19 protein-coding genes and 1 pseudogene are annotated in these 24,596 nt (G+C 65.1%); 13 read left to right on the forward strand and 7 right to left on the reverse strand.

The window, feature by feature from the left end; all coding sequences use genetic code 11:
* Positions 1–37: 37 nt before the first annotated feature.
* Positions 38–721, forward strand: a complete 684-nt coding sequence (locus F6X37_RS07160; protein WP_410451211.1) for a hypothetical protein — start codon at positions 38–40, stop codon at positions 719–721.
* Between the two features lie 133 nt (positions 722–854).
* On the opposite strand, the gene lhpH is transcribed toward F6X37_RS07160, so the two are convergent.
* Positions 855–1,862: a trans-3-hydroxy-L-proline dehydratase gene (gene lhpH, locus F6X37_RS07165; RefSeq protein ID WP_184012083.1), complete on the reverse strand. Its 1,008-nt coding sequence runs from the start codon at positions 1,860–1,862 to the stop codon at positions 855–857.
* A 144-nt stretch (positions 1,863–2,006) separates the two neighbouring features.
* Here lhpH and F6X37_RS07170 point away from each other — a divergent pair, with 144 nt between their 5' ends.
* The 5 genes and pseudogenes from F6X37_RS07170 to F6X37_RS07190 all read left to right on the forward strand — a co-directional run bounded on the left by F6X37_RS07170 (position 2,007) and on the right by F6X37_RS07190 (position 6,040).
* Complete coding sequence (locus F6X37_RS07170) at positions 2,007–2,747, forward strand: haloacid dehalogenase type II (RefSeq protein ID WP_187610798.1); 741 nt, start codon at positions 2,007–2,009, stop codon at positions 2,745–2,747.
* Positions 2,748–2,810: 63 nt separating this feature from the next.
* On the forward strand, positions 2,811–3,665 hold the full coding sequence (locus tag F6X37_RS07175) for a MurR/RpiR family transcriptional regulator (RefSeq protein WP_090809694.1): 855 nt from the start codon (positions 2,811–2,813) through the stop codon (positions 3,663–3,665).
* Positions 3,666–3,873: 208 nt separating this feature from the next.
* Positions 3,874–4,119 (forward strand): annotated as a pseudogene (locus tag F6X37_RS07180) (peptidase C45); the annotation flags it as partial.
* Between the two features lie 5 nt (positions 4,120–4,124).
* On the forward strand, positions 4,125–5,453 hold the full coding sequence (locus tag F6X37_RS07185) for an aspartate aminotransferase family protein (protein ID WP_187610799.1): 1,329 nt from the start codon (positions 4,125–4,127) through the stop codon (positions 5,451–5,453).
* A 32-nt stretch (positions 5,454–5,485) separates the two neighbouring features.
* Positions 5,486–6,040, forward strand: coding sequence for a carboxymuconolactone decarboxylase family protein (locus F6X37_RS07190; protein ID WP_184059908.1), 555 nt, complete (start codon positions 5,486–5,488; stop codon positions 6,038–6,040).
* A 141-nt stretch (positions 6,041–6,181) separates the two neighbouring features.
* Here F6X37_RS07190 and F6X37_RS07195 read toward each other — a convergent pair whose 3' ends face one another.
* Positions 6,182–6,490, reverse strand: a complete 309-nt coding sequence (locus F6X37_RS07195; protein WP_187610800.1) for a DUF4148 domain-containing protein — start codon at positions 6,488–6,490, stop codon at positions 6,182–6,184.
* A gap of 319 nt (positions 6,491–6,809) precedes the next feature.
* Here F6X37_RS07195 and F6X37_RS07200 point away from each other — a divergent pair, with 319 nt between their 5' ends.
* From F6X37_RS07200 to F6X37_RS07215, 4 genes are all read left to right on the forward strand, one after another.
* Positions 6,810–7,235, forward strand: a complete 426-nt coding sequence (locus F6X37_RS07200) for an OsmC family protein (RefSeq protein WP_184039692.1) — start codon at positions 6,810–6,812, stop codon at positions 7,233–7,235.
* 192 nt (positions 7,236–7,427) lie between these two features.
* Positions 7,428–8,057 (forward strand): TetR/AcrR family transcriptional regulator, encoded by a 630-nt coding sequence (locus F6X37_RS07205; protein WP_187610801.1) that lies wholly within the window; start codon positions 7,428–7,430, stop codon positions 8,055–8,057.
* Between the two features lie 57 nt (positions 8,058–8,114).
* On the forward strand, positions 8,115–9,662 hold the full coding sequence (locus tag F6X37_RS07210; protein WP_187610802.1) for an MFS transporter: 1,548 nt from the start codon (positions 8,115–8,117) through the stop codon (positions 9,660–9,662).
* Positions 9,663–10,150: 488 nt separating this feature from the next.
* Positions 10,151–10,420, forward strand: coding sequence for a YodC family protein (locus F6X37_RS07215; protein ID WP_184039698.1), 270 nt, complete (start codon positions 10,151–10,153; stop codon positions 10,418–10,420).
* A gap of 91 nt (positions 10,421–10,511) precedes the next feature.
* On the opposite strand, the gene F6X37_RS07220 is transcribed toward F6X37_RS07215, so the two are convergent.
* Positions 10,512–10,823, reverse strand: coding sequence for a superinfection immunity protein (locus F6X37_RS07220; RefSeq protein WP_184047290.1), 312 nt, complete (start codon positions 10,821–10,823; stop codon positions 10,512–10,514).
* Between the two features lie 168 nt (positions 10,824–10,991).
* On the opposite strand from F6X37_RS07220, the gene F6X37_RS07225 reads away from it, so the two are divergent.
* Together F6X37_RS07225 and F6X37_RS07230 are read left to right on the forward strand one after the other, a co-directional pair.
* The gene (locus F6X37_RS07225) at positions 10,992–12,452 is read left to right on the forward strand and encodes a M20 family metallopeptidase (RefSeq protein ID WP_187610817.1); all 1,461 of its coding nucleotides are present in this window, start codon (positions 10,992–10,994) and stop codon (positions 12,450–12,452) included.
* A 123-nt stretch (positions 12,453–12,575) separates the two neighbouring features.
* Positions 12,576–13,679 (forward strand): malate/lactate/ureidoglycolate dehydrogenase, encoded by a 1,104-nt coding sequence (locus F6X37_RS07230; RefSeq protein ID WP_184059918.1) that lies wholly within the window; start codon positions 12,576–12,578, stop codon positions 13,677–13,679.
* Between the two features lie 18 nt (positions 13,680–13,697).
* On the opposite strand, the gene pdeR is transcribed toward F6X37_RS07230, so the two are convergent.
* Together pdeR and F6X37_RS07240 are read right to left on the reverse strand one after the other, a co-directional pair.
* Positions 13,698–15,704, reverse strand: coding sequence for a cyclic di-GMP phosphodiesterase (gene pdeR / locus F6X37_RS07235; protein WP_187610803.1), 2,007 nt, complete (start codon positions 15,702–15,704; stop codon positions 13,698–13,700).
* A 205-nt stretch (positions 15,705–15,909) separates the two neighbouring features.
* Positions 15,910–20,655, reverse strand: a complete 4,746-nt coding sequence (locus F6X37_RS07240) for a DEAD/DEAH box helicase (protein ID WP_187610804.1) — start codon at positions 20,653–20,655, stop codon at positions 15,910–15,912.
* A 261-nt stretch (positions 20,656–20,916) separates the two neighbouring features.
* Here F6X37_RS07240 and F6X37_RS07245 point away from each other — a divergent pair, with 261 nt between their 5' ends.
* On the forward strand, positions 20,917–21,972 hold the full coding sequence (locus F6X37_RS07245) for an aldo/keto reductase (protein ID WP_018425310.1): 1,056 nt from the start codon (positions 20,917–20,919) through the stop codon (positions 21,970–21,972).
* Between the two features lie 170 nt (positions 21,973–22,142).
* On the opposite strand, the gene F6X37_RS07250 is transcribed toward F6X37_RS07245, so the two are convergent.
* Both F6X37_RS07250 and F6X37_RS07255 read right to left on the reverse strand, forming a co-directional pair.
* Entirely contained in the window at positions 22,143–23,480 is a 1,338-nt protein-coding gene (locus F6X37_RS07250; RefSeq protein ID WP_187610805.1) for an AAA-associated domain-containing protein, read from the reverse strand.
* Positions 23,481–23,499: 19 nt separating this feature from the next.
* Positions 23,500–24,596: ABC transporter permease subunit (locus tag F6X37_RS07255; RefSeq protein ID WP_187610806.1), on the reverse strand; the 1,097-nt coding region annotated here is incomplete at its 5' end.

A 24,596-nucleotide genomic window follows, 5' to 3' on the forward strand; every position in this document is an offset into this window, starting at 1 on the left:
GGGAGGACGGGTGCACCTGGCACGACGATTCGGAGTATTGCTGCTATCCATGGCGGCGTTGGGTTCGACCGCGGCATCGGCGAACGACATTCAGTGTGCAACCTCGCAGCAACCCGCTGAGCGCGTCATTTGCGATCACGCGATCCTGAACAACGAGTACGACGACATCTTCGCGCAGCAACAGGCTCTTCTGAGCAGCGGGAAACTCTCGTCCGCGCAACTGGCGAAGTGGCGGCAGGCGCGAAACGCCTGTATCGATGTGCACTGCGTGGATGGCGTGTTCGCGCAGTGGAAAGCGATGGCCCGGTCCGTCGACGTCGCTCCTCAGGCGGCCGCGCCTCAGCCGGCCGCGCCTGTCATGACGGCCTCGGAAACGGCGATGGCACCTGTCGGTCCCAATCCCGAAGCGCCTCCAGTCGTATCCGCGTCTGATGCATCTCAGGTGTCCCAGGCCTCGCCGACATCGGAGGCTTCTCTGGTGCGTCAAGGGAGTGCCGCCGGTGTGGCGCTTCCGCAGCCCGTCGCGGCGGAGGCTTCCGCGCCCATGGCTGCCTCGGCGGCGCCCAGCCAGAGCGAATCTCGTGGCATGACCGGCATGAGCGACATCAGTGGCGGCCTGATCGTGGTTCTGCTCGTCGCGCTCGGTGCCGGTGTGTTCTTCGCGCTTCGGAACCGAAGCAGGGCGACCGCAAAGAAGACGCAAGGTAAGAACGGGCGATGAGTTGATGCCAACGCGCTGGCCTCGCGCACGAAGCCGCGCTTTGACCTACCGGTCGGGCCGCGCGATTCGCCAATCAAACAACGCGGAATGCCTGTCACAGCGTTCCGCGCTAAAAGCGACTGCAAGGAACCGATTATCGGACGAGGAAACCGTAAGTCAGCGGGTCACGCTCGTCCACGATCCAGGTTGCGAAACCGCAAACGTATGCGTTGCCCTGGACCTCGGGGACGACGGCCTTGAAGTCGCCGACGGTCGTCTCACTGAGTACACGCCCCTTGAAGACGGTGCCGATGATGGACTCATTGACGAGCGTCTCGTTGCTCGCCAGTTCGCCGCGCAGATAGAGTTGCGCGACGCGTCCGCCCGTCCCTGAGCCGGTGGGCGAACGGTCCACTTCACGGTCGGCGAACACGCAACAGTTGGCTTGCGTCGAGCCTTCGTGCCGCGGTGCGTTGGCAATGATGGTCCCGTAGATGTGGTTGATTTCCGGGATATCGGGATGCTCAACAGGGTACGCGTCGTTTGCAGCTTTTTTGACCTCGGCGCCAAACTTGATCAGTTCCTCGACAGAAGACTCCCGGACTGCGAGACCGTGCGGCGCACCGTCCGTATAGAAGTAGAAGGCACCACCGAAGGCGATGTCACCCTTTACCGTGCCAAACGACGGCGTCTCGACCGTGACATCCCGTTTCCAGATGAACGACGGAACGTTGACGAAGCGTACGTTGCCGGCGTGTTCACCATCCCATTGCACGAACGCCTCGATGAAGCCACATGGAGCGTCGATGCCGATTCGCGTCTCGGGAATCTGGCGCTGAACCCAGCCCAACTCGACCGCCGCGGTAGACAGCGCGATAACGCCGTGTCCGCAGTGGTCGCTATAACCCTCGTTGTGGACGAAGATGATTCCGAAGTCTGCCGTGGGACTAACGGGTTCGGTCAGGTATCCGCCGTACATGTCGGCATGACCACGCGGTTCGAACATCAGCGCGGTACGAATTTCGTCGGCGTTCTCCTTCAGCCACGCTCGACGCTTGACGATGGTGTCACCGGGAAGACGAGGAAGCCCGCTCGTCACGATACGGAACGCTTCGCCGCCGGTATGGACCTCGACTGTCGAAATAGTGCGAGTGATTTTCATGTGTGCCTTGGGGGTTATTCGATTGAATGTCACTGCCCGTAGGGTGGCGCATATAGTCTCCAGGTATTGGATCCGTGTTTGACCAGATTAGCTGCGCTTCGGCATGGGTTCAACCTTTGAGCACGCCATCCGACAGGAGGACTCGTGAAACTGAGCGATTTCGATACACTGACTTTTGACTGCTACGGCACCTTGATCGACTGGGAGAGTGGCATCCTTGAAGGCCTGAGGCCTCTGCTGGAGCGAGCCAGAACGCCGCTCACGCGTGACGAGGTTCTCGAAGCGCACGCTCGCCACGAGTCGTCGCAGCAGAACTTTACCCCTGCGAAGCGCTATCAGGAACTGCTTCCCATCGTATATAAGCGCATGGCTGAAGAGTGGAGCCTGCCCTATACACACGAAGAATGCGTGGCGTACGGCCAGTCGATCAGAAACTGGCCGGCATTCGCCGATTCCGCGGTCGCGCTGCAATATCTGAAGAGGCACTACAAGCTGGTCATCCTGTCGAACATCGACAACGAAAGTTTCACCTTCAGCAACGCCAGGCTTCAGGTTGAGTTCGACGCCATCATCACAGCGGAGGACGTCGGGTCCTACAAGCCGTCGCCGCGCAACTTCGAGTACATGCTTCAGAAGCTCGATCAGCACGGCATCAAGAAGGAAAAAATCCTTCACACGGCAGAAAGCCTCTTCCATGACCACAAGCCCGCAAACGAGTTCGGCCTGGCATCGTGCTGGATTTACCGCCGTCATTCGCAGCCGGGCTTTGGCGCGACGATGAACCCGGGCTCGCAGCCTGACATCGACTTCCGCTTCGACAGCATGGCGGACTTCGTCGACGCGCATCGGGAAGCGCTGGTGAACCGAGCATCTTCGCGCCGTTGAAACGCGCCTGCCCGGTGGTAACATTTGTTGTCATCTCTCACCTCGGCGCAGACCCACCTCACCATGCCAGACAGCTTCGATCAGCTCGTCGCCCTGATCCGGGCGCGCTTTCCCGAACTGAGCCCGCAGTTCCAGATGGGAGCGGGCTTCCTGCTCGATCATCCCGACGAGGTCGCGGTGTCGTCGATGCGCAAGGTGGCCGAGCGCGCGCAGGTGCAGCCCGCGTCGCTGGTGCGGCTGTCGCAGCAACTGGGGTTTCCCGGCTGGAACGAATTGCGCGATCTGTTCGTCGCGCGCGTGCGCACGCGGCCCGAGCCGTTGACGAGCCGGGCGCGCTCGATGGTCAAATCGAAAGATGCGCTCGCGAACGATCTTCTCGTCGCGCAGCAGCACAATCTCGAAACGACCGCCGCGCATAGCGGCCGCGTGATCGTCGAGGCCGCGCGCGTGTTGCGGCGTGCGTCGCACGTGCACGTGGCGGGCTTCCGCTCGTGTTACGCGGTGGCGTTCGGTCTCGTCTATGGCTACCGGCTGTTTCGTCCGTCGGTGTCGCTGCTCAACGGCGAGGCCGGCACGCTCGAAATGCAACTGCGCACGATCGAGCGCGACAGCGCGACCATCGTCATCAGCTTCGCGCCGTATTCGGTCGAAGCCGCGCGCGTCGCCGAGGCCGCGCTCGAAAAAGGCAGCAAACTGATCGCCCTCACCGACAGCGCCGTGTCGCCGATCGCGTTGAATGCCGACAAGGTACTGATCTTCTCGCACGAAAGCCCGTCGTTCTTTCCGTCGCTGGTGGCCGCCACCGCGATCGCCGAAGCGCTGGTCGCGCATTTGCTCGCGCTCGAAGGCGCGGATGCGCTCGAGCAGCTTGCGCTCGCCGAACAATCGTTGCATGCGAAGGGCGCGTACGTGCCTTGAGCGATTGCGTGAGGCACGCCGCGCTCCATTCGATGCCGTTCAAGGTATTTGACAACAAATGTTGTATTGGCGTATAAATACGTACCGATTGTTGAATATGGTGCGACCCGTGGCGTCGATGCAGGAATTCAGTGTTTTTTCAGGTCAGCGGCGAGCCGTACGACATCGGCTACCGGCTTGGCGAAATCGCCTCGCCGCGGCCCGCCCGCTGCAACCGGCGGCCCTGCTCGACGTACTGCACGATCGCGCGCCGGCGGGCTTGCCGATCTATCGCGACGATCCTTACGATCCCGACGACGAAAACACCCTCGCCACCGCGCTGTTCGAAATCGGCAACGCTGGTGTGTCGATGAAAGCGTATCGCCAGAAGCAATGCGCGTTCGACACTTTCGTCGCATGCGCGACGCCCGAACCGGCCCGCGTTTCAGCGCCCGCCGCCCTCACCAGGAACTGAACATCATGTCCACCGTTTTTCATCGCTCTCCGAAGCAATCCTTGCCGGTGGCCGTCGCGGGCGACGGCATCGAAATCATCGACTCCACCGGCAAGCGTTATATCGACGCGTCGGGCGGCGCAGCCGTGTCGTGCCTCGGTCACAGCAACCAGCGCGTGATCGACGCGATCAAGCGGCAAGCCCAACGGTTGCCGTACGCGCACACGTCGTTCTTCACGACGGAGCCGGCCGAGCAACTGGCCGACCGGCTCGTCGCGAGCGCGCCGGCCGGACTCGAGCACGTGTACTTCGTGTCGGGTGGCTCGGAGGCGATCGAGGCGGCGCTCAAGCTCGCGCGTCAGTATTTCGTCGAGAAGGGCGAGACGCAGCGGCGCCATTTCATCGCGCGTCGGCAGAGCTATCACGGCAACACCCTCGGCGCACTCGCGATCGGCGGCAATGCATGGCGCCGCGAGCCGTTCCTGCCGATCCTGATCGAAGCGCATCACGTGAGCCCGTGCTACGCATATCGCGAGCAGCGCGCGGACGAAACCGAAGAAGCGTTCGCTCAGCGTCTCGCCGATGAACTCGAGCAGAAGATTCTCGCGCTCGGTGCGGACACGGTCGCGGCGTTCGTCGCGGAAACGGTGGTCGGCGCCACGGCGGGCGCGGTGCCGCCGGTGCGCGAATACTTCCGCAAGATCCGCGCGGTGTGCGACCGCTACGGCGTGCTGCTGATTCTCGACGAGATCATGTCGGGCATGGGCCGCACCGGCTATCTGTACGCGTGCGACGAAGACGGGGTGGCGCCCGATATGCTGACGATCGCCAAGGGCCTTGGTGCGGGTTATCAGGCGATCGGCGCGACGCTGGTCAGCGACCGCATCTATCAGACCATCGTCGGCGGCTCCGGCTTCTTCCAGCATGGCCATACCTATATCGGCCATGCGACCGCGTGCGCGGCCGCGCTCGAAGTGCAGCGCGTGATCGCGGAAGACGATCTGCTGGCGAACGTGCAGGCGCGCGGCGAGCAGTTGCGCGGCCGGCTGCGCGAGCACTATGCGCAACATGCGCATATCGGCGACGTGCGCGGGCGCGGCTTGTTCGTCGGCGTCGAACTCGTCAAGGATCGCGTTACCAAAGAGCCGTTCGACGCCAAACTGAAACTGCACGCGACGATCAAACGCGAAGCGTTCGCGCGCGGCCTGATGGTGTATCCGATGGGCGGGACCGTCGACGGCGAGAGCGGCGACCACGTGCTGCTCGCGCCGCCGTTCATCTGCACGGAGCGCGACATCGACGAGATCGTCAGCCGCCTCAGCGATGCGATCGGCGCGTCGCTCGCCGCCCGCTGAGATTCGACCCACCGCCTTTTGCGAGAACGATGATGACCGAGCGCTTGCCTCACTTCGACATGTCCACTGCCACGCCCGAACAGAAGGCGGTGCTCGACGAAATCCTGTCCGGCCCGCGCGGCAACCTGAATGGGCCGTTCCTCGGCTGGATTCACAGCCCCGATCTCGCGCAGCACGCGCAACGCCTCGGCGCGTTTTGCCGCTACCAGACCGGGCTGCCGCTGCGGCTGTCGGAACTCGCGATTCTGGTGACCGCTTCGCGCTGGCAGGCCCAGGCGGAGTGGTACATCCACTATCCGATCGCGCTGCAGGCGGGCGTCGGCGAAGCGGACGCCGAGGCGATCCGCCAGGGGCGCCGCCCCGAGTTCGCCGATGCCGACGACGCGCTGATCTACGACTTCGCGAGCGAACTGTACGAGACGAAGCGCGTGACGGCCGCGACGTATGCGCAGGCGGTCGGGCGTTTCGGGCATCAGGTCGTGATCAACCTGGTCGGCCTGCTCGGCTACTACGCGCTGGTCGCGATGACGCTGAACGTGTTCGACATGCGCGCAGTGGGGCAGCAAAGCCTGCCGTTCCCCGAATAGCGCTTTTGCCAACGAGCGGCTGCGCAGCAGCGCCGCGCGCGCCAACGAAAAGCCCCGGTTGCCGAACTTCGCAACCGGGGCTTTTTACTGCGCGCTGCATTAACGACTTGCGCGCTCAATTATCACGATCAGTTACCACGCTCAGTTACCGCGATACGTCGAAAAGAGACGTTGCTGCACCGTCGCCGGCGCGCCCGCGTCCGACGAACTGGCCTTCGCGCCGCCGACGTCTTGCGAACCTTGCGCCGCAGCGGTGACGATCGTCGAGTCCTGGGGCACGGCCTTCGGATAGGTGGTGTCGTTCTGGTTCAGGAGGCCTGCTTTTTGCGCGGCTACGAGTTCGGCGCGCACCTGAGCGCGCGTGACCGGACCGTTTGCCTGCTGGGCGAACGACAGTGCCGGAACGATAAGAGCGGATGCGACGACGACTGCGGAAAGAAGCGATTTCATGACGACCTCCAATTGATTGTGTGGTGGATCGGTGTGAAACGCTTTCCCGATCCGTTGAACGCAGTCTATTTCTTACGAGGTCAGTAAAAAAGCGGCTTTCTGGCGAAATATTATTGCCAGTTTTGAGATAGTGAAAAAGGCGCTTTTCCGCGCCGGGACGCGGAAGCGCCTATGATGAAATCCGGTCCACGCCCGCGCCTGCAAGCCGCGCGGCACCTGCGACCGATGCCCAGGCGCGGACACATCCGGGCGGACCGCCGCGGCGGGCATCATCTTTGGTCGAGCAGCGTGCGCGGCAAGGCACAAACAGGAGAGAGCAATGAAGCGCAAGGCATCGGCAGTCTGGCAAGGCGGCCTGCAGAACGGCAAGGGCTCGATTTCCACCGACAGCGGCGTCCTGAAGGACACCCAGTACTCGTTCGCGACGCGCTTCGCGGACGGCATCGGCACGAATCCGGAAGAGCTGATCGCGGCCGCGCATGCGGGATGTTTCTCGATGGCGTTGTCGGCGGAGCTGGGCAAGGCCAACATCACGCCGGAGCGCATCGGCACCACGGCCACCGTCACGCTCGACAAGGACGGCGGCGGCTTCGCGATCACCGCGGTGCATCTCGACGTGACCGTGAAGATTCCGGGCGGAGACAAGGCCGCGTTCGACAAAGCCACCGCGGACGCAAAGGCCGGGTGCCCCGTGTCGAAGGTGCTGAATGCAACGATTACGATGGATGCGAAGCTCGAGACCTGAGCCCCTGCTGTCACTGTGAGCGCGCAACGAAGCCGGCGACGGGCCATGTCCGCCGCCGGTTTTTTGATGCCGGTTGTCGCATGAACGGATGACCCCGACGCGAGTAGGCCTACGGAATGCCATCCTTGATTTATTGAACATCCAGTCATAATATCAACGGACCGACGCAACCAGGCAACAAGGTCATCGCAATTGAGTCATTCAAAGCAAGCCGCGAAAAAAGCTGGCGAAACATGTCAGCGCGGCCGTCCGCGCGAGTTCGACACGGCCACCGTGCTGGCGAACGCGAGCCAGGTGTTCTGGGATCACGGCTACCACGCGACGTCGATCGACGATCTGTGCAAGGCCACCGGTCTGCTGCGCGGCAGCCTGTACGGCGTGTTCGGCGACAAGCACGGCATCATGCTCGCCGCGCTGGATCATTACTCGGAAGGCGCGGTCGCGCGGCTTGCGCAGCGACTGAGCGCGACGGCCGAGCCGGAGCAGGCGCTGCGCGACGCGCTGCTCCACTACGCGAGGGTGTCCTGCGCATTGAGCGGCCGGCGCAGCTGTTTCATTACGAATACGACGCTCGAAATGCAGCCCGATGACGAAGTGCTGCGCGCGCGCGTCGCCACGATTCAGCGCCGCATGGCGACTTTGCTCGCGGCGGCGGTGATCCGCGGTCAGGCGAGCGGCGCATTCGATTCGACGCTCGACGAAAAAGCCGTCGGCGATTTCCTGCTATGCGTGATGCAGGGCTTGCGGGTCATGGGGCGGGTCGCGCATCAGCAAGATGCGCTGATCGGTATCGTCGATGTGGCGATGCGCGCGCTGGTGTAACGCCTCGTCCGCGGGCAGTGGGGCAAAATTTTTTAACCAATTGTTGAACGATCGGTCATGAAACCTGAGGCAATCAAGTCCGCTCCGGCGGCATTCGGTGGGTCTGTCAGCTGCGCGGCGAGCGCAGCCGTGACCGGTCCCGGCCCGGCGATGGCCGGCATGGCTGTCGCCGCCAAAGCGTCGGCGCCGGGCTTTCAGCGCCAGGCGCTCGCGCTTGCCGTGCTGTTCGTCGGCGCCTTTCTCGCGCCGCTCGATTACTTCATCGTCAATCTGGCGCTGCCGTCGATTCACACGGGCCTCAACGCGAGCGACGCGCAACTGCAACTCGTCGTGTCGGCTTATGCGTCCGCCTACGCGGTGCTGCTAATCACGGGGGGCCGCCTTGGCGATCTGTTCGGCCGCCGTCGCATGTTCATGACGGGCATGGCGGCTTTCGTGATCGCGTCGGCGTTGTGCGGCTTCGCGACGAGCGGCCACATGCTCGTGATCTCGCGCATCGTGCAAGGCATCGCGGCCGCGGTGATGGCGCCGCAAGTGCTCGCGACGATTCGTGCGGTCGTGCCGTTGCATCAGCAGACGCGCGTGATGAGTCTGTATGGCTTCGTGTTCGGCTTGTCGTCGATCGTCGGGCAACTCGGCGGCGGCGCGCTGATAACGTATCACCCGTTCGGGCTCGACTGGCGCGTGATCTTCCTGATCAACATCCCGATCGGCATCGCGGCGTTCATCGGCACATGGAAGTTCGTGCCGGAGAACCAGCCGGCCACGCATACCGGCGTCGATCTGAAGGGCGTCGCGCTGCTGTCGGCGGTGCTGCTGCTCGTCATCTATCCGATGACGCATGGCCGTGAAGCCGGCTGGCCCGCGTGGACCTTCGCCATGTTCGCACTCGCGGTGCCGGTGTTCGCGCTGTTCGTCGCGACCGAGCGGCGCTTCGAGCGCGCTGGCGGCCATCCGCTCGTCGATCTGCAACTGTTCCGCAATCGCGCGTTCGCGCTTGGTCTCGTGCTCGCGTTCCTGTTCTATTGCAATAGCGCGTTCTTCCTGACCTACGGCATCTTTCTGCAAACCGGCCTCCACTGGACGCCGCTCGCGTCGGGCATCGCGATCATGCCGTTCGCGCTCGGCTTCGTGATCGGGCCGTTGACGTCGCCGGCCGTGGTCAAGCGCATCGGCGCCCACGTGCTGACGCTCGGTTTCTCGATGATGACGTTGGGCTTCACGGTGACAGGCTGGTCCGCTACCCAATCCGCGACGCCCGATCTGCTGTTCTACTGCGGGCTAGTGTGCGCGGGCGTCGGACATGGTCTGCTGTTGCCGTCGATCATGCGCATCGTGCTGCAGGAGGTGGTGCCCGAGAAGGCCGGGCTTGCATCGGGTGTGGTCTCGTCGACGTTGCAGATCGGCTCCGCGTTCGGCACCGCGGCGATCAGCGGCGCGTTCTTCGGGGCGCTCGGCGGCAGTTCGGCACCCGCCTCTTATGCGCACGCGTTCCAGCTGAGCCTCGCTATCAATGCCGTGCTGATGTTCGTGTGTATCGGCCTTAGCGTGCTGCTGGTACGTCATCAGCAAGGCGTGCGGCGCTCGGTGGCCCCGGCAGTTTGAAATTAATCCGCTGGTAATCGTTTTCATTTGTTAGCTTGCTGAAAAAAATCGTTCAATTTGAACGAAGCGGTATAACGAACTGCATGGTATTTACCGGCGATCTACTCGTTCACAGGTAATTCTGATTTAGATCAAACTGGCTCATTCCGATTAACGGCTCGACGACATCGCATCAGCTTTTTGTAATCAGACGAAACGGCCTCGCATTTTCTACCGGCCTGCAAACGGCCTGCAGTAAGTGTTGCGTTTGTGCGGTAGCGCACATAGGGTTAGCCGCAAGGTGTCGCGATGATTGTTTTCGGTAATGCCGAGAACTTTAGCCAGCGAGCATGGACTCCGGGTCTGGTGAAAACGGTATCAATAAAAAATCGCTTGCCGCGTTTAAATTCGATTGTTAATCTGTCTTACCTTTAGAGTGTACGTTCAACAGGTCGGAGTCGATAAAGCCGGGCTCAACTTAATAAACGCTCAAGATAGGGGGACCCAATATGCTGACCGCTACCATTGACGCATTCCAGACAACATCCGCCGCCTTCAATGTGGGCGACGTCGTCAAGTTAAAAGAAGGGGGCCCGCGCATGACCGTGACGTACGCAGGTCCGGTCGCGCTGAATCCCGGCGACTGGGTGATCTGCGAGTGGTTCGACGAACACGGCGAACTGCGCCACGAAAGCTTTGCCGCGCAAGCCGTGCGGGCGGAGCCGCGCTCCATTCCGGCGGGCTCGGTACAGTGGAGTCGCATCGGGCGCGCGGCCTGAGTGATGCCCCTGAGTGACGCCCGTGCACGTCAATCAATCGGTTTCCTGTTGTTCATTTGCTGCTCGTATTGCTCGAGCCGCCCGAATCGTTTCAGCGCTCGGGCCGGTCGCGCGCGGCCTGGCGTCGCCGCACGCGCAGCGTCAGCGCCGATGAAAACGCGCGCAAGGTCGACACCTTGCGTGTCTCCACGACGTCCCGCGCGAGGCTCTCCGCCGGATTCGGCTGTAGCGCCCAATACAGCGCGAGCACCCAGCCGAGCACGGTCCAGCCGAGGCAGGCATTGAAGAGCGCGAGCGTCAGCACGTCGCGGCGCTTGCGCCGGTCCGCGATGATCGCCGGCAGAAAATACAAGGCCAGCGCGAACGCCGCGCCGATGGCCTGAACGGCCACGTTGCCACCCATACAAGCTCCTGATGCGCGATGCATGTAGCGATTGTCGCGCGAATGGCGGCCGCGCGCCTCGCACCTGCGCGTTCCAGTCTCCACCCCAATCACCGCAAGGGGTTCAGCCCGACACGCATCGGGACTATCATGATCGTTTCGACCGAACAGTACTTCACGGACCCGATCATGATCACCGACGACACGACCCAGCAGGCTCAACTCAACCCGGACACGCTACGAGAATTCGTCGAGCGCAAGTGGAACGACGAGATCGTGCCCGCGCTGACGGACTACATCGCGGTGCCGGCCAAGAGTCCGGCGTTCGATCCCGACTGGGCGAAACACGGTTATCTGGAGCGCGTGATCACCGACGCCGCGCAATGGGCCGAGCAGCAACCGGTGCGCGGCCTGAAGCTCGAGGTGATCCGCCTGCCGGGCCGCACGCCGGTGATCTTCTTCGAGACGGCCGCGACGCGCTCGGGCAGCGACGAAACCGTCGTGCTCTATGGCCACCTCGACAAGCAGCCCGAGTTCGATGGCTGGCGCAACGACCTCGGTCCGTGGACGCCGAAGTTCGAAGACGGCAAGCTCTACGGCCGCGGCGGCGCGGACGACGGCTACGCGATCTATGCGAGCCTGACGGCGCTCGCCGCGCTCGATGCACAGGGTGTCGAGCGTCCGCGCTGCGTCGGGCTGATCGAAACCTGCGAGGAGTCGGGCAGCTACGATCTGCTGCCCTACGTCGACGCGCTGCGCGAGCGGCTCGGCAACGTCGGGCTGGTCGTGTGTCTCGATTCGGGCGCGGGCAATTACGACCAGTTGTGGCTGACCACGTCGCTGCGCGGACTCGTCGGCGGCGATCTCGAAGTGCAGGTGCTCGACGAAGGGATTCACTCGGGCGTCTACGGCGGCATCGTGCCGTCGAGCTTCCGCATCATGCGGCAACTGTTCGACCGTCTCGAAGACTCCGCCAACGGCACGCTGCTGCCGAAGGGCTTCCACTGCACGGTGCCGGCCGATCGTCTGCGCGAAGCGGAGGCCGCCGCAAAGGTTCTCGGCGATGACGTCTGGAAGAAGATGCCGTGGGCGTGCGGCCAGGACGGCCGTCAGGTGCTGCCCACCACGACGGATCCGCGCGAGGCGCTGCTCAATTCGACGTGGCGTCCGTCGCTGTCGGTGACGGGCGCGGCTGGCTTGCCCGCGCTCGCCGACGCCGGCAACGTGCTGCGTCCGCGCACGGCGTTCAAGCTGTCGCTGCGGCTGCCGCCGACCATCGAAGCGGAGAAGGCGGTCGCCGAACTGAAGGCGCTGCTCGAATTCGATCCGCCGTACAACGCGAAGGTCACGTTCAAGCCGGATGCGGGCGCGGCGAGCGGCTGGAACGCACCGGAGGTCGCGCCGTGGCTCGCCACCGCGCTCAACGATGCGTCGCGTCAGCACTTCGGCGCCGACGCGGCCTACATGGGTCTCGGCGGCACGATCCCGTTGATGAACGTGCTGAAGGCGGGCTTCCCGAAGTCGCAGTTCATGGTGTGCGGCGTGCTCGGGCCGAAGTCGAACGCACATGGGCCGAACGAGTTCCTGCACGTGCCGTACGGCAAGAAGCTGACGGCCGCGGTTGCCGAAGTGATTGCCGCGGCGCCGTGAGTTCTGGTTTCGTTTGAGTGGGGCTCGGGCGTGACCCGGGCCCGCTGTTTATCGATGCTGCTTTGATGCAGCTGTTTTTCCCGCCGTTTCATTCCTTCCGTTCGAACCTCACCGACACGCTGAATGACCGACTCCCAGACTGCCCAAACCACCACGCCCCGGATTCCGGCCGATCAACTGCATGCCTACGTCAGGGCGATCTGGGAGCGAGCGGGCAGTACGCCGCGCGAAGCGGAGCTGGTGGCCGATCATCTGGTGGCCGCGAATCTGACCGGGCACGACTCGCACGGCGTCGGCATGATCCCGCGCTATGTCGAATCGCTCGCCGACCAGCAACTGCAACTGAATCGACACGCCGACGTCGTGAAGGACGCGGGCGCGGTACTGACCGTCGAAGGCGGCAAGGGCTTCGGTCAGGTGATCGCGTTCGAGGCGATGGAGCGGGGCATCGAGCGCGCGCGGCGGCTCGGCGTCTGCGCGGTGGGCTTGCGCGGCGCGCATCATATCGGCCGCATCGGGCATTGGGCCGAGCAGTGCGCGCGCGCCGGGCTGGTGTCGTTTCACTTCGTCAACGTGGCGGGCGATCCGCTCGTCGCGCCATTCGGCGGCGCGGACCGGCGCATCGGCACGAATCCGTTCTGCGCCGCTTATCCGCGGCCAGGCAAACCGCCGCTGGTGCTCGACTTCGCGACCAGCACGATCGCGTTCGGCAAGACGCGCGTCGCTTATAACCAGGGCAAGCACACGCCCCCCGGCGCGCTGATCGATCACGAAGGCATGCCGACGCTCGAACCGAAAGTCATGCACGAAGCGCCGTTCGGCGCGCTGACGCCGTTCGGCGGCTACAAGGGTTTCGGGCTCGCGGCGATCTGCGAGATTTTCGGCGGCGCGCTGTCGGGCGGCTTCACGACGCATGCGGACACGCTCGCTACCACGCACGCGATCATCAACTGCATGCTATCGGTGATCATCGATCCCACCGCATTCGACGCGCCCGATGCGCAAGCCGAAGCCGATGCGTTCCTCGCGTGGGTGAAGGCGTCGCCGCTCGCGGCGGGCGCGGAGCGCATCTACGAACCCGGCGAGCCCGAGCGCGTGACGCGCGCGCAGCGCGAGGCCGCCGGCATTCCGATCGACGCGGCTACGTGGACGCAAATCCACTGCGCGGCGCGCGCCGTCGGGATGGATGAAGACGAAGTGGGTGGTTGGTCCGCGCGCCTCGGCTGAAGCGCGCGACGGCAGGGCTCAGGCGATCAGCCTGAGCTTGCTGCGCCTATCGAGCAGCCAGCGCTCGAACTCGGTGGCGGGCATCGGCTTCGCGTACAGGAAGCCCTGCACGTAATCGACGCCGAGCCCCTTCATGAAGGCTTCTTCCGCCTCGGTTTCGATCCCTTCGGCGACCACCTGGAAATCGAGCTCCTGCGCGACGGCGACCATCGAGCGCACCAGCGCCTGTGCCTTCATATCCGCGTGGATCGAGCCCGTGAAGCTGCGGTCGAGCTTGATCACGTCGAGCGGAATACGGCCGAGTTGCGACAGCGACGAGTAGCCGGTGCCGAAGTCGTCGAGATGCACCTGCGCGCCGAGTTGGCGGAACTGCTTGATCAGCTCGATCGCGGCCGCTTCGTTTTCGATCAGGCAGCTTTCGGTCAGTTCGAGGTCGACGAGGCATGGATCGAGACTCGCGTGCTGCAATGCCTCGGTGAAATGGCGGACCACGGCTGTATCCGTGAGCTGTCGCGCCGACACGTTGATCGCGACGCGCAGGTCATAGCCGGCCGCTTTCCAGCGGGCCGCCTGTTTCGCTGCGGTTTCCATCACCCAGCGGCCGAGCACGCCGATCAGTCCGGATTCCTCGGCATAACGGATGAATTCCGCCGGCATGATCTGGCCGCGCTCCGGCGAATTCCAGCGCACCAGCGCTTCGGCGCCTTGCACGGCGCCCGTCGCGAGGTTCAGCTTCGGCTGATAGTGCAGCGCCAACTGGCCTTCGTCGAGTCCGCGGCGCAGATTCGTGTCGAGCCACATGAACTCCGCGACGCGGCGATTCATGTCCGGCGAGAACACGCGATGCGTGCGCTTGCCTTCGTCCTTCGCGACGTACATTGCCGTGTCGGCCGAACGGATCAGCGATTCGAGGGTTTCGCCATGCTCGGGCGAACGCGCGATGCCGATCGAGCAGCCGGTATAGACCTCGACGAGCCCGACAGCGAACGGCATGCGCATACGATCGAGAATGCGCTGCGCGGTGTTTTCCAGCTCATGCGCGGAGCCCTTCGCCGCGAGCACGATGAATTCGTCGCCGCCCAGACGCGCGAGCGAGTCGCCCGGATTCAGGCAGTCGCGGATCGCGTCCGACACGTCGCAGATCAGGCGGTCGCCGAACACGTGGCCGTAGTGATCGTTGACCTTCTTGAAGTTGTCGAGATCGAGAAACAGGATGCCGACGGTTTCGCCCGGCGCGGCCAGTTCGATCGCGATCTGGATGCGCTCCTGGATCGCGTTGCGATTGGCGAGGCCTGTGAGCGGGTCGGTGGTGGCCTGCTCGATCAGGCGGTCCTGCGCGAGCCGTTGTTCGGTGATGTCGGTGCCCGAGCAGATCAGGAACTGCTCTTCGATGCCGCTGCCGCTGCGCACGAATTTGTTGCGAAACAGGAACAGCCGTTCGCCGTGCACCGTTTTGATGCGCCGTTCGATCTCGTACGGTTCGCCACGATTGAAAAAATTCGCGCTCACCTCGTTCGAGACCCGGTCGTCGTCGGACGACATGAACAACGTCCAGACGCTGCGGCCGATGATGTCCTCTTCCCTGAGCCCGGTCAGCTCCTCGGCTAGCCGGTTGAAGCGCTGTATCCGGCCGTTCCGGTCGACGATCACGACGACCGAATTGACCTCCGAGACGACCTGTTCAGCGAACGACAGACCGTGCAGCAGCGCTCGCGCGACGGATTCGGTGTCGCCATCGGCCGACGCGGTGCCGCCCCAGCGATGACAATCGAGTTTCTTGCCGACCAGATGCAGCCGCAGCGGCGCGGCGTCCAACTGAACGTCGACGACGACGTGGGAGGTCACGCCGCTCAGCGCGCGGACCTGGGAAGCTTGAGAAGAGGTGAGGGAAATGGCGACGCCGACAGCCGCGTGGCCGTGCGCAGGCACGAGTTCCAGTATGTTGCTGGCCGCCGCCAGGCCCCAGCGAGGGCTGCTCGTGCCGAACCGCGCGTGAAGCACCTGGTCGTGTAGCTGGTCGCTCATGGAATCCCCGGAGTGTGCCGGCGGTCCCTATCAAGGCGGGCGGCGGCAGACAGTCTTCCTCATACTAAAATGAAACTGCCTCATTGTATCTAAGCGTGACAATTCGAGCGAAGAATCATTAACGTTTTGCTAAGCATGAGTATGGGCCGGCGCGGCCGCGCGCGGCGCGATTATTACCCGCCAGAACGACGCCACGATGACGTCGCTAGAGGCGGCGCGCCAGCAGCGCGCGGGCGCGTTCGCGTTCGGGCGGGTTGGCGTCGAGCGCCGCGTCGAACCGGAACTTGCCGGCCACCAGCGTGGCCGCCACCACGCCGTCGCGATACAGCACGCGGTTTCCGGTCACGGCCGGCACCTTGTCGCCGACCAGCAGCGTGCCGACGAGATTCAGCGGATCGGTCCCAGCAACGCAAATAAGTGCACCGTCGTTCGGCTGCCGGCGCACCTCGCGCAGCAGCGGAATCGCCTCGGGCAGCGCGAACTGCTCGCCCGCGAGTCCGTTGACGAACCGCCCGCCGCGGATCACGCCGCGCGCCTCGAGCCGCTGCAGAACGCGCAGCAGATCGCGCCACGGCGGAAGCCATTCGGCCTCGCGTTCGAGCACGCGCCAGAACACGACACCGTAGCGGCGCAGCAACGTCATTGCGACGTGTTCGAGCGCCTCGGGCGGCAACTGGCGCCGCCGTTCGGGTGGATTTTCCGGCGCGACGGCGGACGGACGGCTTACGAGCGCCCAGCGCCCCGCGTCGTCCATGCCGCCGATCAGCGCGCTCGCTCGCGCGCGCCGGCTGCTGGAAAACGCGTTGCGTTTGGCGACCGGCTTCAGCAACGCGCGCAAGCCCGCGAAGCTGTCGGAGTTCGCGAGGCCGGCCGCGACCAGCTCGCCGAGCGCGTTTTCGAGCTCCATGCGCAGCACGCGCACCTCGGCGAGCAGTTCGTCGAAGAACATCGCGCCGTGTTGCGCGAGGGTGTCGTGCACGCTTTGCGCGAGCGCCGACAACTCGACCTGGCGCGCCGGATCGAGCAGCGCGCGCCACGCACGCAGCTGGGCGCGCGGCAGCAGCACGATCGGCGTGCCGCGGACCGGACCGGCGGCGCCGCGCGCCCGCTCGGTCAGGCGGGTCCAGACGAGCTTGCCGGCGCGGCATAGCTCATCGAGCGAACTGCTGGTGTAGGCACGCACGCGCGCGGGCAGGATGTCTTCCTCCCACGCGCCGGCCGCGGCCTGGAAGCCTTCGAGCTGGTCGAGCGCGGCGGCGAGCGCGTCGCGGCCTTCGGCGCGTGTCGTCGGCGTCAGATGCTGCCATTCGAACAGGAAGCGCATGAAGTCGTGCCGCTCGACCGGCTCGATCTCACGCCGCAGCCGCCTCACCGTGTAGCGGTGGATGCGTGCGAGCAGGTGTCGTTCGCACCATTCCTCGTCGCTCGTGTGCGGCGTGAAGCGGCCGCGCAACAGATAGCCTTCGGCTTCGAGCCGGATCAGCGCCTGTTCGATCCGGTCGGCCGGCAAACCGAGCGGGCGCGCGATCGCCTCGACCGTCAGCGGGCCGAAGCCGGTCAGCCGCGCGCGCAACACGTCGACGAGCGCGTCGTCAGCGCTCCAGCTCTCGGTGTAGCCCTTCGGGGCGTTCAGCGGCGGCATGTAGCGATTGCGCGCGATGCCGGGGTACAGCGCTTCGAAACAGGTCAGGCGTTCGGCGGGCAGCCACAGTGCGTTGTCGCTGTCGCTGTCGCTGTCGCTGTCGCTGTCGCTGTCGCTGTCGCTGTCGCTGTCGCTGTCGCTGGCGCTGGCGTTGTCGTTGCCCGTGCTCGCGTTGGCTTGCGCGGCCAGCGGCAAGCGCGTCGCCCGGCCGGCTTTCGCCAACGCCGCAAGCAGCGTCGGCCAATCCTCGTGCGCGAGCGCCTCGGCCCCGGTGATGCACGCGAGGCCCGTCAGCGCTTCGTGCATTTCGTCGGCGTTGCGCGCCTGCGGCCACGCCTCGTCGCGCACGCTGTCGATCGCGGCGGCGTCGAGCGCGCCAAGATCGTCGGCCCTTTCAGGGTCCGTCCAGCGGCGGTTCAGCACCGCCTGGGTGCGGCGCTCCTCGATCGGCGCGTCGTCGAGATACGCGTAGGGCTTCGCGGTCAGGATTTCGGCGGCGAGCGGTGACGGCGCCGGCAGATCACGCGCGACGAGCCGCAACTCGCCGCGCTCGATGCGGCGCAGCAGCGCGAGCCAGCGTTCGCTGTCCATCGCGTCGTGCAGACAGTCGTCGATGGTTTGGTCGACTAAGGGGTGGCGCGGCACCTCGCGTTCGCCGACGACGTTCTCCAGACACGCGGCCTGCTCGGGAAACACGCTTGCGAGCAGATCTTCGCTGCGCATGCGCTGCAGTTGCGGCGCGGTCTTGCGGCCGCCCGTGTAGCGCGGCAGGCAGAGCGCGGTCGTCGCGTTCCAGCGCCAGCGCACGCCGAACAACGGCGCATCGAGCAGTGCCTGGATCAGCAGACGTTCGGCGCTGTTCGAGTGCAGATAGCGCCAGACCTCGTCGAGCACGAACGAGTGGCTGCCGGTCAGCGACAGCACGATCGCGTCTTCGGTGGCGGCGGCCTGCAACTCGAAGTTGAAGCTGCGGCAGAAGCGCTTGCGCAGCGCGAGCCCCCACGCGCGGTTCACGCGGCTGCCGAACGGCGAGTGGATCACGAGCTGGGTGCCGCCCGATTCGTCGAAGAAGCGCTCCATCACCAGCGTGCTCTGCGTCGGCAGTACGCCGAGCGCGGCGCGCGCACGCGCCAGGTATTCGACGATCTGGCGCGCGGCGGGCTCGTCGAGCGCGAGCTCGTCGGCGAGCCAGGCGATGGCGTGGTCGAGGCGCGCGGTCGTGGGTTCGGCTTCGCTCGCGGGCAACGTGGCTGCGGCGGTTGCGGACGCCGTTGTGCTCTGCGTCGCGCTCTGCGCCACGGCAGCTTTCGCTTTGCGTCCTCTCTTTGCCGCGGATTTCGCGGGCGTTGCGGCTGCTTCGAATTGCGCCGCGGCGATTGGCACCGACGCAACCGCGTGTGACGCCGGTTCGCCCTCCGTCAGCAAACGCTCGATCTGCTCCCGCAATCTCGCGACCGCGAAAGACAGCTCGTCGCTGCGCCCCGGCGCCTCGCCGAGCCAGAACGGAATGTTCGGCGGTTGCCCTTGTGCGTCCTCGACCCGCACCCGGCCACTCTCGATTCGCAGAATCCGGTACGACGCGTTGCCGAGCTGGAACACATCGCCGGCGAGGCTTTCGACCGCGAAGTCCTCGTTGACGGTGCCGATGTTGATCGCCTGCGGTTCGAGCACGACGGCGTAATCGGCGTTTTCGGGGATTGTGCCGCCCGACGTCACGGCGACCAGCTTGCCGCCGCGCCGGCCGCGCAGCGTGCCGCTTACCGCATCGCGATGCACGTACGCGGCGCGCGGACCGTGGCGGCTCGTGTAGCCCTCGGCGAGCATGCGCAGCACCGCGTCGTATTGCTCGCGCGACAGATCCGCGTACGGCGCTGCGCGCAGCAGCATGTCGAACAGCGCATCCTCGCTCCACTCGGCGCTCGACACTTCCGCGACGATCTGTTGCGCGAGCACGTCGAGCGGCGCGCGCGGGATGCGTAGCGCATCGAGTTCGCCACGCCGCACGCAATCGAGCAGCGCCGCGCATTCGAGCAGGTCGTCGCGCGAGGCGGGAAAGAGCCGCCCCTTCGGCATGCCGCCGACGTGGTGGCCCGAGCGGCCGACGCGTTGCAGGAACGGCGCGATCGCGCGTGGCGACCCCATCTGGCAGACGAGGTCGACGTCGCCGATATCGATGCCGAGTTCGAGCGAAGCGGTCGCGATCAGCACGCGCAGCTCGCCGCGTTTCAGGCGCTGTTCGGCGTCGAAACGATGTTCTTTCGCGAGACTGCCGTGATGCGCAGCGACCGCGTCCTTGCCGAGCCGCTCGGTCAGATGACGCGCGGCGCGCTCGGCCATCCGGCGCGTGTTGACGAAGATCAGCGTGGTGCGATGCTGCGCGACCAGTTCGGCGAGCCGATCGTAGACGCGCTCCCACACTTCGTTGGCCATCACCGCTTCGAGCGGCACCGGCGGGATCTCGAGCGCGAGGTCGCGCGCGCGGACGTGGCCGACGTCGATCACCGCGCACTCGGCCGGTACGTCGCTCTCGAGGCTCGCGCCGCCGACCAGAAACCGCGCGACCGCGCTGACCGGCTTTTGCGTCGCCGACAGCCCGATGCGCGGCAGGCGCCGGGCGCAGAGGGCGTCGAGCCGTTCGAGGCTCAGCGCGAGATGACTGCCCCGCTTGCTGCCGGCGAGCGCATGAATCTCATCGACGATCACCGTGCGCACCGTTGCCAGCATGCGGCGGCCAGAATCCGAGCCGAGCAGCACGTACAGCGACTCGGGCGTCGTCACGAGAATGTGCGGCGCGCGCTTTTTCAACGCATTGCGTTCCTGCTGCGTGGTGTCGCCGGTGCGCACCGCGGTGCGAATGTCGAGCGGCGGCAGGCCGAGCCTGTCGAGTTCGGTGGCGATGCCTTGCAGCGGCAGTTGCAGATTCAGGCGGATGTCGTTCGAAAGCGCCTTCAGCGGCGACACGTAGACGACCAGCGTTTCGTCGGGCAGCGTGCCGCCGTTCGCGAGGCCTTGCGAGACCAGCTCGTTCAGCGCGGACAGGAATGCGGTCAGCGTCTTGCCGGAGCCCGTCGGCGCGGCGACCAGCGTCGAGCGGCCGCTCCGGATCTGCGGCCACGCGGCGGCTTGTGCGTCGGTCGGGGCGGCGAAGGTTTGCTGGAACCAGTTGGCGACGGCTGGGTGAAAACCGTCGAGCGCCTGCTGGGCTCGCGGTAAGGCTGGCGCGGCGGCGCGCGCCGCGCTCGCGGAGGAGCGGGTCTTGCGGGAGCGGGGCGCCGCGTCGAGTGCGGCGGAAGTCTTTGCCGAAGTCATGCTTGTGCAGATGAGGGCGGCGCGGGGGATATCCAGTCGGTACCGGGCAATGTCGACCGTTTTGGCGGTTGTGGGTCATTCCACGCTGACGGCGCAATAGCCGCCAGTCTCGCAGGTTTTCGCCGCTCGTGCGCGGCCCATCGGGCGTCGCGCCGCTGCTGGAATTCGTAGTCTTTTGCGGCGTGTGCGCCACTCCTACCAACCTCCGCCAATTGCAGTACGCTTGACGACTCTTCCTGCACCCACGATGGAGCGTCGACGATGCGATATAACCAGTTGGGCCGTACCGGTGTGTTTGTTTCAGAGTTGTGTTTGGGCACGATGACCTTCGGCGGTGGCGAAGGCATCTGGCGGCAGATCGGCGATCTGCAGCAGAACGACGCGGAGCGGCTGGTCGGCCGGGCGCTCGACGCGGGCATCAATTTCATCGACACCGCGGACGTTTACGCGGGCGGCCTGTCCGAGCAGATCACCGGCCAGGCGCTGAAGAATCTGCAAGTACCGCGCGACAAGGTCGTGATCGCCACCAAGGTGTTCGGCCAGACCGGCGAGTTCGCAAACGCGCGCGGCGCGTCGCGCTATCACATCCTCGACGGCATCAAGGCGAGCCTGAAGCGTCTGCAACTCGATCACGTCGACCTGTATCAGATCCACGGTTTCGATCCGGCCACGCCGATCGAAGAAACCGTGCGCGCGCTCGATACGCTCGTGCAGCACGGCCACGTGCGCTACGTCGGCGTGTCGAACTGGGCCGCGTGGCAGATCGCGAAGGCGCTCGGCATCGCCGAGCGGCTCGGCACCGCGCGCTTCGAAACGCTGCAGGCGTATTACACGCTCGCGGGCCGCGATCTCGAACGCGAACTCGTACCGATGCTGCAAAGCGAAGGCCTCGGCCTGATGGTGTGGAGCCCGCTCGCGGGCGGTTTGCTGAGCGGCAAATACGGACGCGAGCAGCAGGCCGAGGCGGGCAGCCGTCGCACGAACTTCGATTTTCCGCCTGTCGATCGCGAGCGCGCGTATGACTGCATCGACGTGATGCGCGAAATCGCTGCAGCGAAAAACGTCTCGGTCGCGCAGATCGCGCTGGCGTGGCTGCTGCATCAGCGTGTCGTCAGCACGGTGATCGTCGGCGCGAAGAAAATCGAGCAGCTCGACGACAACATCGCGGCGACCAACGTCGCGCTATCCGCCGATGAGCTCGCGAAGCTGGCCGAAGTCAGCGCGCTGCCGGCGGAGTACCCCGGCTGGATGCTGGAGCGGCAGGGCGAGCAACGCCGGCAGCAGCTGGCCGAGGTTCGGCACGTCGTGCAGCGATAACGCGACGGCGTACTCGCGTTCGCCCTGGAAGCCCGAATCTTCATCGATGGGCCGCGCGAGTTTCATGCTCGCGCGCGTGGGCCTGAGGCGGTCGACTGGAAAAACCGCCAACTCGTGAAGACGATCCACCGCTCTCAGGTTCTGCGCGGCCATTTCGTTTCGGCACTCGCTCAGGTCTCGACGTCCGCGAGACTGAAAGTCTCCGTCTTGTCGTTGTACGAGAAGATCTCCGCGTAACGACCCCAGTCGATCACCGCATCGAGTGTCTCCTGCGCCGCGCTGTCGGACAGCAGGTCCTCGAGTTCCTGCTCGAAGCGCACGCGCGGCGCGCGATGTCCGGGCCGTTCGTTGAGCACCTTTCTGATTCGCGCGGCGAGCGGCACGCGCTGCAATAGATGATCGGCGAACATGATCTTGCGCTCCTGCGTGCTGCCCTCGGCGAATCGATGCGCGGGTGGCGTCAGGAACACGTCACCCTCGCTGACTTCGGCAAAGCCGAGGTACTGCAGCATCTCCGCGATCGGGAACAGTTCGTCGACTTCCAGCTGCAGTGTGCGCGCGATCTCGGGCATGTCGGCGCGGCCGTTGTAGGGCGCTGCAGCGAGCGTTTCGAGCAGACCGGCCATCAGGTTGGTCGACACGTTCGGCAACCAGCTGCCGGGTTCGAGTTCGCGTTTGGCCGCAGTGTCGCTGGGGCGCGCGGTCATCTTCGCGTAGATTTCGTCGACGAGCGCGCGAAAATCCGGGTCGAGCCGGTTGCGCGGATGCGCGAACGGCACTACGGTCTGGGCCACCACGCGCCCGGGGTTCGACGACAGCACGAGAATGCGATCGCACATGAACACGGCTTCCTCGATGTTGTGCGTGACGATCAGCACCGACTTGATCGGCATGCGGTCCTGGTTCCACAGGTCGAGCAGGTCGGTGCGCAGCGTTTCGGCGGTCAGCACGTCGAGCGCGGAGAACGGCTCGTCCATCAGCAGGATGGTCGGATCGACGACGAGCGCGCGCGCGAAGCCGACGCGCTGCCTCATGCCGCCCGACAGTTCGCGCGGATACGCATTTTCGAAACCATCGAGGCCGATCAGATCGATCGCGGCGAGCGCGCGCGTGCGCCGCTCCTCGACGCCGACGCCGAGCGCCTCCAGCCCCGCTTCGACGTTCTGCAGCACCGTCAGCCACGGAAACAGCGCGAAGGTCTGGAACACCATCGCGACACCCTCGGCGGGACCGTCGAGCGGCTTGCCCAGGTAGGTCACATTGCCGCTCGTCGGCCGGATCAGACCGGCGATGATGCGCAGCAGCGTCGACTTGCCCGAGCCCGAGCGGCCGAGCAGTCCGACGATTTCGCCCTCGTGCAGCGTCAGATTGACGTCGTCGAGCACCAGCAGGTCGCTCTGGTTTTTATGGAAGCCGCGGCTCACGTGCTCGATGTTCAGCAGTTGCGCGCCCACGGGCGGCGGCGACTGGAGCCGGTCGGCGGGAATGGCTTGAATGACGTTTTGCATGGGTTCACTCCTAGTCGAGTCACAGCCTGATTTCGGCAAAGGCATACAGGGGGCGCCACAGCGCGCGGTTGAATAGCGTGACGAATAGCGACATCACGGCGACGCCAAGGATGATCTTCGGAAAGTCGCCCGCGGCGGTCGTCTCGGCGATATAGGCGCCGAGGCCGTGCGCGACCACATTGGTATCGCCCCACTGGACGAACTCGGACACGATGCTCGCGTTCCACGCGCCGCCCGATGCGGTGATCGCGCCAGTTACGTAGTAAGGGAATACGCCCGGCAGCATCAGCTGGCGCCACCATTGCCAGCCCCGGATGCGGAAATTGATGGCCGCCTCGCGGTAGTCGTTCGGATAGGCGGTCGCGCCCGCGATCACGTTGAACAGGATGTACCACTGCGTGCCGAGCACGATCAGCGGCGACAGCCAGATATCCGGATTCAGATGAAAGCGCACGATCACGATCACGAACACCGGGAACAGCAGGTTCGCGGGGAACGCGGCGAGAAACTGCGCGAGCGGCTGGACCTTCTCGGCGAGCGCCGGACGCAGGCCGATCAACACGCCAATCGGTACCCAGATCACCGAGGAGATCGCGATCAGCACGGCGACCCGCAGTAGTGTGATGAGCCCGAGCACGAACACGTGACCGACCTCGTCGAGCGTGACGCCGGCACGCACATAGGCGACGACGCGATAGATCGCATAGACCGTCAGCACGAATACGAGCACGCCGCACACGATGTCCCCCACGCGCGTCGATTTCTCGCCGCGCGGTCCGCTGGCGCGTCGCGCGCTCGCGAAAGGCACACGGAACGGAATGCGTGCGGTGGTCGCGAGCATCACGCCCGCCGGCGTCAGCAACTGATGAATCAGACGTGTGCGCCGCATCGTGTCGAGCAGCCAGGACTGCGGCGCGTTGCCCGAAGTCGTGGTCTCCATGCGGAACTTGTCGGCCCACGCGACGAGCGGACGGAACAGCAACTGGTCATAGGCGAGAATCACGACCGTCATCGCGAGGATGACCCAGCCGATCGCGTGCAGGTTCTTGTCGCTGATCGCCTGCGCCAGGTAGGCGCCGATGCCCGGCAGCGTAACCGTATGATTGCCGACCGTGA

This window comes from Paraburkholderia sp. 31.1, from assembly GCF_014397645.1.
Taxonomy (GTDB): domain Bacteria; phylum Pseudomonadota; class Gammaproteobacteria; order Burkholderiales; family Burkholderiaceae; genus Paraburkholderia; species Paraburkholderia tuberum.